The following is a 13,978-nucleotide window of genomic DNA, read 5'->3' as shown; positions in this document are numbered from 1 at the left end:
CTTCGGGTGCCCGGTGGCATGGGCAGGGCCCCGGGATCGGCGCAGTGGATCCCGGGGCCCGGTCAGAACCGGCGAGCTTCACACCCGCCGCAGTACTGCCACCACCTTGCCGAGGATCGTCGCTTCGTCGCCCGGGATCGGCTGGTACGCGGAGTTGTGCGGGAGGAGCCAGACATGGCCGTCCTCCCGCTTGAAGCGCTTGACCGTCGCCTCGCCGTCCAGCATGGCTGCCACGATGTCGCCGTTCTCCGCGACGGGCTGGCGGCGCACGGTGACCCAGTCGCCGTCGCAGATCGCCGCCTCGATCATCGAGTCACCGACGACCTTGAGTACGAACAGCTCGCCGTCACCGACGAGCTGGCGGGGGAGGGGGAAGACGTCCTCGACCGACTCCTCGGCGAGGATCGGGCCACCGGCCGCGATCCGGCCGACCAGCGGAACATACGACGCCGCGGGCTTGCCGGTCGTATCGGTGGGCTGCGAACTGGGCTGGTCCGAACCACGGACCTCGTACGCCCGCGGGCGGTGGGGGTCGCGGCGCAGGAACCCCTTCCGCTCCAGGGCCATCAGCTGATGGGCGACGGAGGACGTGCTGGACAGGCCGACCGCCTGACCGATCTCCCGCATCGAGGGCGGGTAACCACGCCGCTGCACGGAATCCCGGATCACCTCGATCACGCGCCGCTGCCGGTCCGTGAGCCCCGAGCTGTCCGCCCGGATTCCAGGAGGTCGGCCGGGCAATGAGCGCGCCGGGCGCGCGGGCTCTGGCCCCTCCATGTTCGTGACTGAGTCATTCATGGCATGCACCGGCTCGAATCGGCTCTGGGAGCGGTCCTGGGCAGTGATGGTGGCACTGTCTGCGGTGGTGGTCACGTCGGCCCCTCTCGAATGGTCTCCCTAGCTGGACAACGGTAGTAGCTTTCGAAAGGTTGCGCCAAACACACGTTCGAGTGAAAAACGAATAAAAGTCCGCCGTGTGTTCTCTGTCAGGTGTATGTGCGATGGCCGAGGGGCCAGGACTCCCTTGCGGGCCGACCCGCAATTCGGGCTATTACGGTAGCGGCCACCGGTGCGGCGCCGCCACGCGGGGTGGCCGTCGGGCCGTTGTCCGGGTCCGACAGCGGGAGCCCCGCAATCCTGGCTGCCGCGCGGTTCCCGTAACCTCGTACGCGGCCTTAGGCTGCCTGCCGGTCGCTCGTGATGCGCGACACGCGGTAGGGCCGAATGCGCGGCCAAACCCAAGATCTAGTGGTTGGATTGTTCCAGCCACCCAGAAGTTGTGGTCCCCGGTCCGCCGAGGGTGTGGCCATCGCCTATGCTTGTGACAGCTTCCACGGGCCCCGACGGGCCCTGAGGAGGCTATTCAGTCGTGCTGTGAAGGAGGGTTGGGAGCCATGCACTGCCCCTTCTGCAGGCACCCCGACAGCCGGGTCGTCGACAGTCGCACCACCGACGACGGCACGTCGATCCGACGCCGCCGCCAGTGCCCCGACTGCTCCCGCCGTTTCACGACGGTGGAGACCTGCTCGCTGATGGTGGTGAAGCGCAGCGGCGTGACCGAACCCTTCAGCCGTACCAAGGTCATCTCCGGCGTGCGCAAGGCGTGCCAGGGTCGGCCGGTCACCGAGGACGCCCTCGCCAAGCTCGGCCAGCGGGTCGAGGAGGCGGTGCGTGCCACCGGCAGTGCCGAACTGACCACCCATGACGTGGGTCTGGCCATCCTCGGCCCCCTGCAGGAACTCGACCTCGTCGCGTACCTGCGGTTCGCGTCCGTGTACCGGGCGTTCGACACACTCGAAGACTTCGAGGCCGCCATCGCGGAACTCCGTGAGCGGCGGCCTCCCGTGGAGGAACGCGGGACGGGCGAGACCCTTGAGGTCCCCGTTCCCGCCGTCGCCGCCGACTGATCGGCGCCGGCCGGTCGACACGGTTCCGTGGATCGGCGGCAAGGCGGCTTCATAGACCTGCTCCGGGCGCTCTGCGTGGCGTCCGAGGCATCAGAGACAGACTGTGCCCCGGGAAGTTCTGGGCACTTCAGGGTGTTTTTGCCCACATATGGGAGGCGGCATGACAGAGACGGCGAGCGGCCCGGCACGAGGTTCCCGAACCAAGGGAGCCAAGTCGAGCAGGGGTCTGCGTATCGAGCGCATCCACACCACCCCCGGCGTACATCCGTACGACGAGGTGGCGTGGGAGCGCCGTGACGTCGTCATGACCAACTGGCGCGACGGTTCGATCAACTTCGAGCAGCGTGGCGTCGAGTTCCCCGACTTCTGGTCGGTGAACGCGGTCAACATCGTCACCAGCAAGTACTTCCGCGGGGCCGTCGGCACCCCGCAGCGCGAGACCGGTCTGCGACAGCTCATCGACCGGATCGTGAAGACGTACCGCAAGGCCGGCGAGGACCACGGCTACTTCGCCTCTCCCGCGGATGCCGAGATCTTCGAGCACGAGCTGGCGTACGCCCTCCTGCACCAGATCTTCAGCTTCAACTCGCCGGTCTGGTTCAACGTCGGAACGCCCCAGCCGCAGCAGGTCTCCGCCTGCTTCATCCTGGCCGTCGACGACTCCATGGAGTCGATCCTCGACTGGTACAAGGAGGAGGGCATGATCTTCAAGGGCGGCTCCGGTGCCGGCCTGAACCTCTCCCGCATCCGCTCCTCCAAGGAGCTGCTGTCCTCCGGCGGCAACGCCTCCGGTCCGGTGTCCTTCATGCGCGGTGCCGACGCCTCCGCCGGAACGATCAAGTCCGGTGGCGCCACCCGGCGCGCGGCCAAGATGGTCATCCTCGACGTCGACCACCCCGACATCGAGAACTTCATCGAGACCAAGGTGAAGGAAGAGGAGAAGATCCGCGCCCTGCGCGACGCGGGCTTCGACATGGACCTGGGCGGCGACGACATCACGTCCGTCCAGTACCAGAACGCCAACAACTCGGTCCGTGTGAACGACGAGTTCATGAAGGCCGTGGAGTCCGGCGGCAAGTTCGGGCTGCGTGCCCGCATGACCGGCGACGTCATCGAAGAGGTCGAGGCCAAGTCCCTCTTCCGCAAGATGGCCGAGGCCGCCTGGGCGTGCGCCGACCCGGGCATCCAGTACGACGACACCATCAACGCCTGGCACACCTGCCCGGAGTCCGGCCGGATCAACGGCTCGAACCCCTGCTCCGAGTACATGCACCTGGACAACACCTCGTGCAACCTCGCCTCGCTGAACCTCATGAAGTTCCTCAAGGACGACGGCAAGGGCAACCAGTCCTTCGAGTCCGAGCGCTTCGCCAAGGTCGTCGAGCTGGTCATCACCGCGATGGACATCTCGATCTGCTTCGCGGACTTCCCGACGCAGAAGATCGGTGAGAACACCCGCGCCTTCCGCCAGCTCGGCATCGGCTACGCCAACCTCGGCGCCCTGCTGATGGCGACCGGCCACGCCTACGACAGCGACGGCGGCCGCGCCCTCGCCGGTGCCATCACCTCGCTGATGACCGGCACCTCGTACAAGCGCTCCGCCGAGCTCGCCGCGGTCGTCGGCCCGTACGACGGCTACGCCCGCAACGCCGAGCCGCACCAGCGCGTCATGAAGCAGCACTCCGACGCAAACGCCGCGGCCGTCCACATGGACGACCTGGACAACCCGATCTGGGCCGCCGCGACGGAGGCCTGGCAGGACGTCATCCGCCTCGGCGCGAAGAACGGTTTCCGCAACGCGCAGGCCTCGGTCATCGCGCCCACCGGCACCATCGGTCTCGCGATGTCCTGCGACACCACCGGTCTTGAGCCCGACCTCGCCCTGGTCAAGTTCAAGAAGCTGGTCGGCGGCGGCTCGATGCAGATCGTCAACGGCACCGTCCCGCAGGCCCTGCGCCGCCTGGGCTACCAGGAGGAGCAGATCGAGGCGGTCGTCGCCCACATCGCCGAGCACGGCAATGTGATCGACGCCCCCGGTCTGAAGACCGAGCACTACGAGGTCTTCGACTGCGCGATGGGCGAGCGTTCCATCTCCGCGATGGGCCACGTGCGCATGATGGCCGCGATCCAGCCGTGGATCTCCGGCGCGCTCTCCAAGACGGTGAACCTGCCGGAGACGGCCACCGTCGAGGACGTCGAAGAGGTCTACTTCGAGGCGTGGAAGATGGGCGTCAAGGCGCTCGCGATCTACCGCGACAACTGCAAGGTCGGCCAGCCCCTCTCCGCGAAGACCAAGGAGAAGGAGAAGGAGGCGGTCACCGCCAAGGCCGAGGAGACCATCCGTACCGCGGTCGAGAAGGTCGTCGAGTACCGCCCGGTCCGCAAGCGTCTCCCCAAGGGCCGTCCCGGCATCACCACCTCCTTCACGGTGGGCGGCGCCGAGGGCTACATGACCGCCAACTCCTACCCGGACGACGGTCTCGGTGAGGTCTTCCTGAAGATGTCGAAGCAGGGCTCCACCCTCGCGGGCATGATGGACGCCTTCTCCATCGCCGTCTCGGTCGGCCTGCAGTACGGCGTCCCGCTGGAGACGTACGTCTCGAAGTTCACCAACATGCGCTTCGAGCCGGCCGGCATGACGGACGACCCGGACGTGCGGATGGCACAGTCGATCGTCGACTACATCTTCCGCCGCCTCGCGCTGGACTTCCTGCCCTTCGAGACCCGCTCGGCACTCGGCATCCACTCGGCCGAGGAGCGCCAGCGCCACCTCGACACGGGTTCGTACGAGCCCTCCATCGAGGACGAGGAGCTGGACATCGAGAGCCTGGCCCAGTCCGCCCCGGTGCGGACGGAGCCGCTGAAGGCGGTGGCCGCGGTGCCGGAGGCGGAGAAGCCCGCCCCGAAGACCGCGCACACCTCGGCGGAGCTCGTCGAGATGCAGCTGGGCATCAGCGCGGACGCGCCGCTCTGCTTCTCCTGCGGTACGAAGATGCAGCGCGCCGGCTCCTGCTACATCTGCGAGGGCTGCGGCTCGACCAGCGGTTGCAGCTGACAGGCTGCCCGATCGCGCGGGACGCAAGGTCCCGCATGATGTGCCCGGGTAGCTGAACCGCAGCTCAAGGAGGGCGTCGACTTCCAGTCGGCGCCCTCCGCGGTCGTACGGTCCCGGGCCGGCGCGCGACGGCCCTCGCGGTGTGGCACGATCTCGCAGGTGACCAGCAGACCCGATGAGGCTCAGCGCCTGCGCGACCTCGCGCGGTTGCGTCGTGTCCGTGACCGGATCGACCGGGAGTTCGCGCAGCCACTGGATGTCGAGGCGCTCGCCCGTGGCGTGCACATGTCGGCAGGGCACCTGAGCCGCGCGTTCCGGCTGGCGTACGGCGAGTCGCCGTACGGATACCTGATGACGCGGCGCATCGAGCGGGCGATGGCGCTGTTGCGGCGTGGTGATCTCAGCGTCACCGAGGTCTGTTTCACGGTCGGTTGCTCGTCGCTGGGCACCTTCAGTACCCGCTTCACCGAGCTGGTGGGCATGCCGCCCAGCGTCTACCGGCGCGAGGCCGCGCGTGCCACGGCGGGGATGCCGTCGTGCGTGGCGAAACAGGTGACCAGACCGATCAGGAATCGAGAAGCGCGGTCACCGGGCCAGGATTAGCGTGACGGCCATGGACATCACGATTCACTCGACCTTCCTTCCGCACGAGGACCCGGACGCCTCCCTGGCCTTCTACCGCGACATCCTGGGCTTCGAGATCCGCAACGACGTCGGGTTCGGCGGGCTGCGCTGGATCACGGTCGGCCCCGCCGGCCGGCCCGGCACGTCCATCGTCCTGCATCCGCCGGCCGCGGATCCCGGCGTCACGGAGGAGGAGCGGCGCGCCATCACCGAGATGATGGCCAAGGGCACCTACGCCATCATCACCCTGGCCACCGCCGACCTCGACGGCACCTTCGACCGCCTCCAGGCCGGCGGCGCCGAGGTCGTCCAGGAGCCGACCGAGCAGCCGTACGGGATTCGCGACTGCGCCTTCCGCGATCCCGCCGGCAATCTCATCCGCATCAACGAGGTGCGCTGAACCGTCCGGCGACCGCGGCCACGAGCCGCACCGGCGAAGCAGAACCGGACGTACCGCTCGGCGCCCGTGATGCCGGGCCGGGCGACGCAGACGGCGACGGGGACCGCGAAGGCGGCTCCGCCCAACAGATGGAGACACGATGAGCATGGCCAAGAGGACGGACACGCGGTCGTCTGCGCCGCACACTGCCGACAGCCACGACCTGATCCGCGTGCACGGCGCGCGCGTGAACAACCTCAAGGACGTCACCATCGAGATCCCGAAGCGCCGGCTGACGGTGTTCACCGGCGTCTCCGGTTCGGGCAAGAGCTCACTGGTGTTCGGCACCGTCGCCGCGGAGTCGCAGCGGCTGATCAACGAGACGTACAGCGCATTCGTGCAGGGCTTCATGCCGACCCTCGCGCGGCCCGAGGTCGACGTACTCGACGGCCTGACGACCGTGATCACCGTCGACCAGCAGCGCCTCGGTGCCGATCCCCGCTCCACGGTCGGCACCGCCACCGACGCCAACGCGATGCTGCGCATCCTCTTCAGCCGACTGGGCAAGCCGCACATCGGCTCGCCCCAGGCGTTCTCCTTCAACGTCGCCTCGGTCCAGGCGAGCGGTGCGTTCAAGGTCGACCGCGGTGCCGACCGGACCAAGACCGTCAAGCGGACCTTCACCCGCACCGGCGGCATGTGCACCCGCTGCGAAGGCCGGGGCACGGTCTCCGACATCGACCTCACCCAGCTCTACGACGACTCCAAGTCGATCGCCGAGGGCGCGTTCACCATCCCCGGCTGGAAGTCGGACAGCTTCTGGACCGTGCGGGTCTACGCCGAGTCCGGCCTCCTGGACCCGGACAAGCCGATCCGCAGGTTCACCAAGAAGGAGATGCAGGACTTCCTCTACCGGGAGCCGACCAAGGTGAAGGTCGAGGGCGTCAACCTCACCTACGAGGGGCTGATTCCCAAGATCCAGAAGTCGTTCCTGTCCAAGGACAAGGAGGCGTTGCAACCGCACATCCGGGAGTTCGTGGAGCGGGCGGTCACCTTCACCACCTGCCCCGATTGCGACGGCAGCCGACTGAGTGAGGAAGCCCGCTCGTCGAAGATCAAGAAGCTGAGCATCGCCGACGCCTGCGCGATGCAGATCAGCGATCTGGCCGAGTGGGTGCGCGGCCTCGACGATCCGTCGGTGGCTCCGCTGCTCGCCGCGCTGCAGCGGACCCTCGACTCGTTCGTGGAGATCGGTCTCGGCTACCTCTCGCTCGACCGGCCGTCGGGCACGCTGTCGGGCGGCGAGGCGCAGCGCGTCAAGATGATCCGCCACCTCGGCTCCTCGCTCACCGATGTCACCTATGTCTTCGACGAGCCCACCATCGGTCTGCACCCCCATGACATCCAGCGGATGAACGACCTGTTGCTGCGGCTGCGGGACAAGGGCAACACGGTGCTCGTCGTGGAGCACAAGCCGCAGACGATCGCCATCGCCGACCATGTCGTCGACCTCGGCCCCGGCGCGGGTACGGCGGGCGGCGCCGTCTGCTTCGAGGGCACCGTCGAGGGGCTGCGGGCCGGCGACACCATCACCGGCCGCCATCTCGACGACCGGGCGGTCGTCAAGGAGACGGTGCGCGAGCCCACCGGGGCGCTGGAGATCCGCGGCGCGACGGCACACAACCTGCAGGGCGTCGACGTCGACGTCCCGCTCGGCGTGCTGACCGTCATCACCGGTGTCGCGGGCTCCGGCAAGAGCTCGCTCGTGCACGGGTCGATCCCCGCAGGCGCGGACGTGGTCTCGGTCGACCAGGGCGCCATCCGCGGCTCGCGACGGAGCAATCCGGCGACGTACACCGGACTGCTCGACCCGATCCGCAAGGCGTTCGCGAAGGCCAACGGCGTGAAGCCGGCACTGTTCAGCCCCAACTCCGAGGGCGCCTGCCCGACGTGCAACGGAGCCGGCGTCATCTACACCGATCTGGCGATGATGGCCGGCGTCGCCACCACCTGCGAGGAGTGCGAGGGGAAGCGGTTCGAGGCATCGGTGCTCGACTACCACCTCGGCGGTCGCGACATCAGCGAGGTGCTCGCGATGTCGGTGACCGAGGCCGAGGAGTTCTTCGGCGCCGGCGAGGCGCGCACGCCGGCCGCGCACAGGATCCTGGAGCGGCTCGCCGATGTCGGGCTCGGCTACCTCAGCCTCGGCCAGCCGCTCACCACGCTGTCCGGCGGCGAACGGCAGCGGCTCAAGCTGGCGACGCACATGGCCGATAAGGGCGGTGTGTATGTCCTCGACGAGCCGACCACCGGACTCCACCTCGCCGATGTCGAGCAACTGCTGGGCCTGCTGGACCGGCTCGTCGACTCCGGGAAGTCGGTCATCGTCGTCGAGCACCACCAGGCGGTCATGGCGCACGCCGACTGGATCATCGACCTGGGGCCGGGCGCCGGTCACGACGGCGGCCGGATCGTCTTCGAGGGCACCCCGGCCGACCTCGTCGCCGCCCGCTCCACCCTCACCGGCGAGCACCTCGCGGAGTACGTCGGGGCCTGAACCGGGCCTGGGCGATCCGCCGCCGCAGGCCGACCCGAAGGGGACCGACCGCGGGCCGGTCCCCTTCGTCGTGTCCGCCGTGTCGCGGCTGCGCGGTCCGGGACGGAGCCGCGTGCCGCGACGGCCAGTCACATGCCGGGCGTACGGCTTCCCATCGTCGCGGCGAACGAATCGGGGTCGCCGTCGAAGCCCCGCACCGTACCGTGGAACTCCCAGGCCCCGGAGGCGCCCCGGACGAACTCGGCCACGGTTGCCGCGGTGGCCGCGCCGACCGCCGAGAAGTCGTCCTCCGCCAGGTTCGTGTAGCCCTCCCGGACCTGAACACCGGTGTTCGCTATCTCGGCGAACGTCCTGCGGCCGTCGCGCTGCTGGATGGCGACCCCGACGACGACCCGGGTGTACGCGGTCGACAACCGGCTCAGTTCCAGAGTCATCTCCTCGTCGAAGCCGAAGCCCTGGCCGGTCCTGCTGTCGCGGTTGAGGGTGATGGTGCCGTCCGGCGAGCGGCTGTCGAAGTGCACGAGATACGCGGGGCTGCCGTACGGCGCCTCGGCGAGGTAGGTCGCCGCGATGATGTCGAGGTCATGGGCCGGTGCGCCATGAGGGCTGGGATCCCATTTGAGTCTGACTTCGACCTTGTCCATGTCCTTGTTGGGCGTGCTCATCGGACTTGCCTCCCTGGCTTTCCGCTGGGCCGTCGGGCCGTTCACATCACCCGATCATGTCCGTAACCGGCCGTGGATCCAACCGGCTTGGATTTCGGCGATGGAATCGGGCCATCGGTGTCCCGAGGCCGCACGGCTCCGTGGCCTCGCGGCCGCTTCGGTTCAGTGGGGTATGCGGCGCGGCGGTCGCTGCCGGACCTCGTCCCGGAAGAGCTCGATGGCGCTGCTGACCTGACGGATGAGATGGGTGTGCTCGATGCGGTCGAGATAGAGGCAGTTGCGGGCCACTCCGTCCAGCTCGAAGGCGAAGCAGAGCGTCATCAGAGGGTTGATGAACAGCTCGCTGCCACGGGTGCGCGAGGTGAACCGGACGTCCCCGAAGTCCCCCTGGACGGCGGCGGAGATCGACCCGTTCACGATGCTGGGGTGGTCGGGCGTGTGGTGCTGGGCGTGTGCCACGGCGTCGACGAAGAGCGCGCCCTCACGCGTCGTACGGGATACGGAGAACGCGCCGAGACAGGAACCGTCGCGTTCGAGCGCGGCGATGTTCTCCAGCACGAGGCCGTGGCTCACCCCGTGATACGCGTCGATGCCGAAGCCGATGGACACGACGAGGCGTTGCGGTACGTCGAGCGCGGCGAGCGCGGCGACGCTGGTCAGATCCTCCTCCGGTGTGCCGAGGCCGGATTCGTCGCCGCGCTGAACGACAGATTGGCGAGCTGTACGTGCTTGCCCTGGTGGAACAGGGAGAGCACGATGGGGAGTCCCGCGTAGATGTCGAAGCCGCCGCCGGCCCCTGCGACGAGGACGCGTTCCGCGGATTCGAGCCGGGCGAACAGGGGGTTGGTGTGCAGCGAGACCATGGAGGCCATTCTGCGTTTCATGGCGGTCTCTTCGGGCCTACTCCGTCCGAGCGTGACCCGTGACACGCCCGGCACCGTACGATGGCGCGGTGCTGGTCAAGTGGATTCGTTGCACCGTGGTGGACCGTCGAGGTTTTGAGCGGGGGCAGCGGAAGTGGGCGGGGCTGCTGGGCGAGCCCGGATTCAGGGGACAGGGCGGCGGGTGGAGCCGAGGGCGTCCGGACGTGGCGCATGTCTTCGCCTTCTGGGAGAACCGCGTCTTCTACGACTCGTTCATGGCGCGCGCGCACGACGGCCTGGCTGCCGCGCAGTCCGGTACGTACAGCGGTCTCCAGGTCAAGCTCTTCGAGCACCGCTTCGATGTGAAGACGGGCTTCGAGCCACGCTTCACCGATGCGGATGTGGTCCGGGTGGCGCACAGCAAGGTGCGTGAGGACCGGGTGGAACACTTCGCGTTGATGCAGGAGAGGGTGTGGAATCCGGCGATGGCCGGTTCGCCCGGCATGCTGCGAGGGGTGTTCGGGGAGGCACCGGGGCAGGAGTTCCTCGTGTTGTCGATGTGGCAGTCGAGCGCCGAGCGCGGCAAGTACCGGGCAGGGAGCATCGAGCGGCTGTCGCAACGGGCGCAGACCGAGGACGACGTGGCGGAGCTGGCGGGGGACATCGTGCAGTTGGAGCCGTCGTGGACGGTATGACCAGCACGGCCGGACGGGTACGGCCCAGGCGATGAGCCGGGGGCGCTCCGGGTGGCCCATCAAGTGGATTCGGCAGGGGAGTTGAAGACTCCGGCGCGGGCGGCTGCCGGAGCCGCGTCGGCGGACTGGTCGACCAGTGTCCCGTCGATGGGCTCGCGGGTGATGAACGGTCTGACCGCGTAGAAGGCGTTCAGCGCGTGCGCGGCGCGCTCGGACCGGATGGCCGCGGCGACGAACGCGGTCGGTACGGCCGCTGCGGCGGGGCCTCGAAGGAGGCGGCCGGCGTCTGCGCCAGAGCGCGCAGATCTCCTTGCGGGCTTCCGGTGTCGGGCGGGGCCCAGCTGTCCTCCCCGGCGCGGTCCAGGGCGTCCACGACGAGCCCTTCGAGGTTTCCCCGGCGGCGGTAGAGGGTCGTCCTGTGGATGCCGGAGTGCTCGGCGACGTACTCGACGGTGAGGCCCGGGTAGCCGCGCTCCACCAGGCCGGTGAGGACGGCATCACGGACCGCCGCGCGGGTCCGGGGCTCGAACAGCCCGATTCCGGGAGCGTGTTCACGGTCGCCGACCGCGGCACCGGTCTGCTGTCCCGGACCCCGCGGCTGCCGCCCGAAAGCACGGTCCAGGACGCGATCGACGACGCGCTGGCGGAACTGCGCGCGGTGGAACGGAAGTTGCGGGTGGCCGAGGCGGACCTCGCGAGGAAACCGGGCAGCTGGAGGAGTACGCGACGACCGCCGCCCATGGCGTCGCCACCGGCCGCGCCATCAAGGACAACAACAAATTGGCGTACGACCGGGTTGCGGGCCGGGTCCAGACCTCCGTGTCCGGCCGGGCCCACAACGCACGCAAGCGACTGGAGCGACTGAGGGCACGGCCCGTCCCCAGGCCGCCGGACCCCCTGCGCTTCGCCGCCCTGCCCACGGCCGGAGCGGCCGAGGGGGAGCCGGTCCCCCTGACGGACATACGGGTCGGCGGCGGACTCGCGGTCGACGGGCTCTCCGTGGCGGCGGCGGGCAGACTGCTGATCCACGGCGGAGACGGGGCGGGGAAGTCCACGCTGCTCCGAGTCATGGCGGGCTTGCTCGAACCGAACGCGGGCCGCGTGGTCCGGCGGGGCGGGATCGGCTACCTCGCGCAGGAGATACCGGCGCACCGCCCGGCGGAGTCCGTGCTCACCGCATTCGGCCGGGGACTGCCGCTCACCGATGACGAGCAGGCGGAACGGCTGCTCCCGTACGGGCTGTTCCGCTCCCGGGACCTCCGGGTGCCGGTCGGATCGCTTTCGGCGGGGCAGCGCAGACGGCTCGCCCTCGCCCGTCTCCTGGCCCGGCCCGCGGATCTGCTGCTGCTCGACGAACCAGCCGACCACCCGGTACCCGGACTTGTACAGGAGCTGGAGGAAGCGATGGTCCACTGGCCGGGTGCGCTGGTCGTGGTCTCGCACGACCGGCTGCTGCGCCGCCGCTTCGACGGCGACATCCGACGGATGGATTCCGGACAGCTGCTCGAATGAGCCAAGGTCGATCTAGGGTCGGTACATGGCACGACCGCAACGCATTGTCCTCGTCCGGCACGGGGAGTCCGAGGGCAACGCCGACGACACGGTGTACGAACGTGAGCCGGACCATGCGCTGAGGCTCACCTCGACAGGGCTGAGACAGGCCAGGGAGACAGGAGCGCGGCTGCGCGAGTTGTTCGACGGTGAGCGGGTCAGCGTGTACGTCTCGCCCTACCGTCGTACCCACGAGACATTCAGGTCTCTCGGCCTGGACCTGGAGCGGGTGCGGGTGCGGGAGGAGCCGCGGCTGCGGGAGCAGGACTGGGGAAACTGGCAGGACCGCGACGACGTGCGGCTGCAGAAGGCGTACCGGGACGCGTACGGTCACTTCTTCTACCGCTTCGCGCAGGGGGAGTCCGGAGCCGATGTGTACGACAGGGTCGGGGCCTTCCTGGAGAGCCTGTACCGGAGTTTCGAGGCGCCCGACCATCCGAAGAACGTTCTGCTGGTCACGCACGGACTGACCATGCGTTTGTTCTGCATGCGCTGGTTCCACTGGTCGGTTGCCGAGTTCGAGTCGCTGTCCAATCCGGGCAACGGGGAGACCCGGATGCTGATACTCGGAGAGGACGGGCGCTACACCCTTGACCGGCCGTTCGAGCGCTGGCGTACCCCTGAGCCGTACGGCATCACCGGATAGAGTGGAGGGGCGATGACAACCGCTGACTCTGCCTCCGGCCAACGTTTCGAACGTGCCCTTGCCAGCCTGCGCGGGCTCTCCGTGGGAGACGCACTGGGCTCCCAGTTCTTTGTGCCCGTCAACTATCCGCTCCTGAAACAGCGCGCACTTCCACCGGGTCCCTGGCAGTGGACGGACGACACCGAGATGGCGTGTTCGGTGCTGGCCGTGCTGCTGGAGCACGAACGGATCGACCAGGACGCGCTCGCCCGCTCCTTCGCCGACCACCATGACTTCGACCGGGGATACGGCCCCGCCGTGAACCGCCTGCTCAGGCTGGTGCGCGAAGGCGCTGACTGGCGTGAGCTGGCGTCCGCCCTGTTCAACGGACAGGGCTCCTGGGGCAACGGCTCGGCGATGCGCATCGCCCCACTCGGCGCCTGGTACGCGGACGACCCGGAGCAGGCCACGCACCAGGCCGAGATCTCCTCGTACACCACGCACCAGCACCGCGAGGCGGTCGTGGGCGCGATGGCCGTAGCGGCGGCTGCCGCGCTGGCGGCGGCGACGGCCGGGCCGCCCACCCCGGCGGACCTGCTCGACGGCGTCATCGCGCTCGTGCCGCGCAGCGCCGTCGGTGCCGGACTGCGACGGGCACGCGACATGCTCGACTACGACGACGCCGGTACGGTCGCGGCGGTCCTCGGCAACGGTCGGCGTACCAGTGCACACGACACCGTTCCGTTCGCCCTCTGGTCGGCGGCGCGGAACCTCGGCGATTTCGAGCAGACCTTCTGGGTGACCGCCCAGGCCGGCGGAGACGTCGACACCACCTGCGCGATTGCCGGCGGGGTCGTCGCAGCGAGCAAGGCAGGCGCGCCGCCGGCCGACTGGACGGCACGGACGGAGGAGCTGCCGGGCTGGTTCCCGCAGTAGGGCGGCAACAACCGCTCCGCCGACGAGCGGAGCACCGGCCGGGACCCCGACTGTCACGGTACTGCCACAGCTTCTTCTCGCACGGCGAGGATCAGTGAGGGGAAGCTAATCTCTCGGCCAC

At 68.9% G+C, this 13,978-nt stretch carries 11 protein-coding genes and 2 pseudogenes; 9 read left to right on the top strand and 4 right to left on the bottom strand.

The features are described 5' to 3' along the window. Positions 1-78: 78 nt before the first annotated feature. A complete protein-coding gene (lexA, locus tag ACFV8T_RS18755; RefSeq protein WP_072488421.1) occupies positions 79-873 on the bottom strand; it encodes a transcriptional repressor LexA in 795 nt (264 codons plus the stop codon). A gap of 521 nt (positions 874-1,394) precedes the next feature. Between lexA and nrdR the strand changes: the two genes are divergently transcribed. The 5 genes from nrdR to ACFV8T_RS18730 all read left to right on the top strand — a co-directional run bounded on the left by nrdR (position 1,395) and on the right by ACFV8T_RS18730 (position 8,522). Continuing rightward, positions 1,395-1,907: a transcriptional regulator NrdR gene (gene nrdR, locus ACFV8T_RS18750; protein ID WP_385328713.1), complete on the top strand. Its 513-nt coding sequence runs from the start codon at positions 1,395-1,397 to the stop codon at positions 1,905-1,907. 160 nt (positions 1,908-2,067) lie between these two features. Beyond that, positions 2,068-4,962 carry a vitamin B12-dependent ribonucleotide reductase gene (locus ACFV8T_RS18745; protein ID WP_385328711.1) on the top strand — a complete coding sequence of 965 codons (2,895 nt, stop codon included), beginning with the start codon at positions 2,068-2,070 and terminating at the stop codon, positions 4,960-4,962. Positions 4,963-5,121: 159 nt separating this feature from the next. Beyond that, a complete protein-coding gene (locus tag ACFV8T_RS18740; protein WP_385328710.1) occupies positions 5,122-5,565 on the top strand; it encodes a helix-turn-helix transcriptional regulator in 444 nt (147 codons plus the stop codon). A gap of 10 nt (positions 5,566-5,575) precedes the next feature. Next, positions 5,576-5,986: a VOC family protein gene (locus ACFV8T_RS18735; protein WP_385328708.1), complete on the top strand. Its 411-nt coding sequence runs from the start codon at positions 5,576-5,578 to the stop codon at positions 5,984-5,986. A gap of 139 nt (positions 5,987-6,125) precedes the next feature. Further along, positions 6,126-8,522, top strand: coding sequence for an ATP-binding cassette domain-containing protein (locus ACFV8T_RS18730; protein WP_385328707.1), 2,397 nt, complete (start codon positions 6,126-6,128; stop codon positions 8,520-8,522). A 128-nt stretch (positions 8,523-8,650) separates the two neighbouring features. Here the strand turns inward: ACFV8T_RS18730 and ACFV8T_RS18725 are convergent, their stop codons facing one another. Further along, a complete protein-coding gene (locus ACFV8T_RS18725) occupies positions 8,651-9,187 on the bottom strand; it encodes a TerD family protein (RefSeq protein WP_385328705.1) in 537 nt (178 codons plus the stop codon). Positions 9,188-9,349: 162 nt separating this feature from the next. Further along, positions 9,350-10,050, bottom strand: a pseudogene (locus tag ACFV8T_RS18720) (hypothetical protein). Between the two features lie 89 nt (positions 10,051-10,139). Here ACFV8T_RS18720 and ACFV8T_RS18715 point away from each other — a divergent pair. After that, positions 10,140-10,745, top strand: a complete 606-nt coding sequence (locus ACFV8T_RS18715) for a YdbC family protein (protein ID WP_385328704.1) — start codon at positions 10,140-10,142, stop codon at positions 10,743-10,745. A 59-nt stretch (positions 10,746-10,804) separates the two neighbouring features. On the opposite strand, the pseudogene ACFV8T_RS18710 reads toward ACFV8T_RS18715, so the two are convergent. After that, positions 10,805-11,283, bottom strand: a pseudogene (locus ACFV8T_RS18710) (TetR/AcrR family transcriptional regulator). Between the two features lie 242 nt (positions 11,284-11,525). Here ACFV8T_RS18710 and ACFV8T_RS18705 point away from each other — a divergent pair. The 3 genes from ACFV8T_RS18705 to ACFV8T_RS18695 are packed head-to-tail and all read left to right on the top strand — an operon-like array spanning position 11,526 to position 13,857. After that, a complete protein-coding gene (locus ACFV8T_RS18705; RefSeq protein WP_385328702.1) occupies positions 11,526-12,257 on the top strand; it encodes an ATP-binding cassette domain-containing protein in 732 nt (243 codons plus the stop codon). A 25-nt stretch (positions 12,258-12,282) separates the two neighbouring features. After that, a complete protein-coding gene (locus tag ACFV8T_RS18700; protein WP_385328701.1) occupies positions 12,283-12,942 on the top strand; it encodes a histidine phosphatase family protein in 660 nt (219 codons plus the stop codon). A gap of 12 nt (positions 12,943-12,954) precedes the next feature. Further along, entirely contained in the window at positions 12,955-13,857 is a 903-nt protein-coding gene (locus tag ACFV8T_RS18695; RefSeq protein ID WP_385328699.1) for an ADP-ribosylglycohydrolase family protein, read from the top strand. The last annotated feature ends 121 nt before the right edge of the window (positions 13,858-13,978 follow it).

This window comes from Streptomyces sp. NPDC059832, from assembly GCF_042731715.1.
Taxonomy (GTDB): domain Bacteria; phylum Actinomycetota; class Actinomycetes; order Streptomycetales; family Streptomycetaceae; genus Streptomyces.
Note: the sequence above shows the minus strand (reverse complement) of the source record. Positions and strands in the feature narration are given on the sequence as shown.

Coding starts and splice junctions, on each gene's coding strand:
- nrdR (WP_385328713.1), top strand. CDS start 1,395: ATGCACTGCCCCTTCTGCAGGCACCCCGACAGCCGGGTCGTCGACAGT.
- ACFV8T_RS18745 (WP_385328711.1), top strand. CDS start 2,068: ATGACAGAGACGGCGAGCGGCCCGGCACGAGGTTCCCGAACCAAGGGA.
- ACFV8T_RS18735 (WP_385328708.1), top strand. CDS start 5,576: ATGGACATCACGATTCACTCGACCTTCCTTCCGCACGAGGACCCGGAC.
- ACFV8T_RS18730 (WP_385328707.1), top strand. CDS start 6,126: ATGAGCATGGCCAAGAGGACGGACACGCGGTCGTCTGCGCCGCACACT.
- ACFV8T_RS18725 (WP_385328705.1), bottom strand. CDS start 9,187: ATGAGCACGCCCAACAAGGACATGGACAAGGTCGAAGTCAGACTCAAA.
- ACFV8T_RS18700 (WP_385328701.1), top strand. CDS start 12,283: ATGGCACGACCGCAACGCATTGTCCTCGTCCGGCACGGGGAGTCCGAG.
- ACFV8T_RS18695 (WP_385328699.1), top strand. CDS start 12,955: ATGACAACCGCTGACTCTGCCTCCGGCCAACGTTTCGAACGTGCCCTT.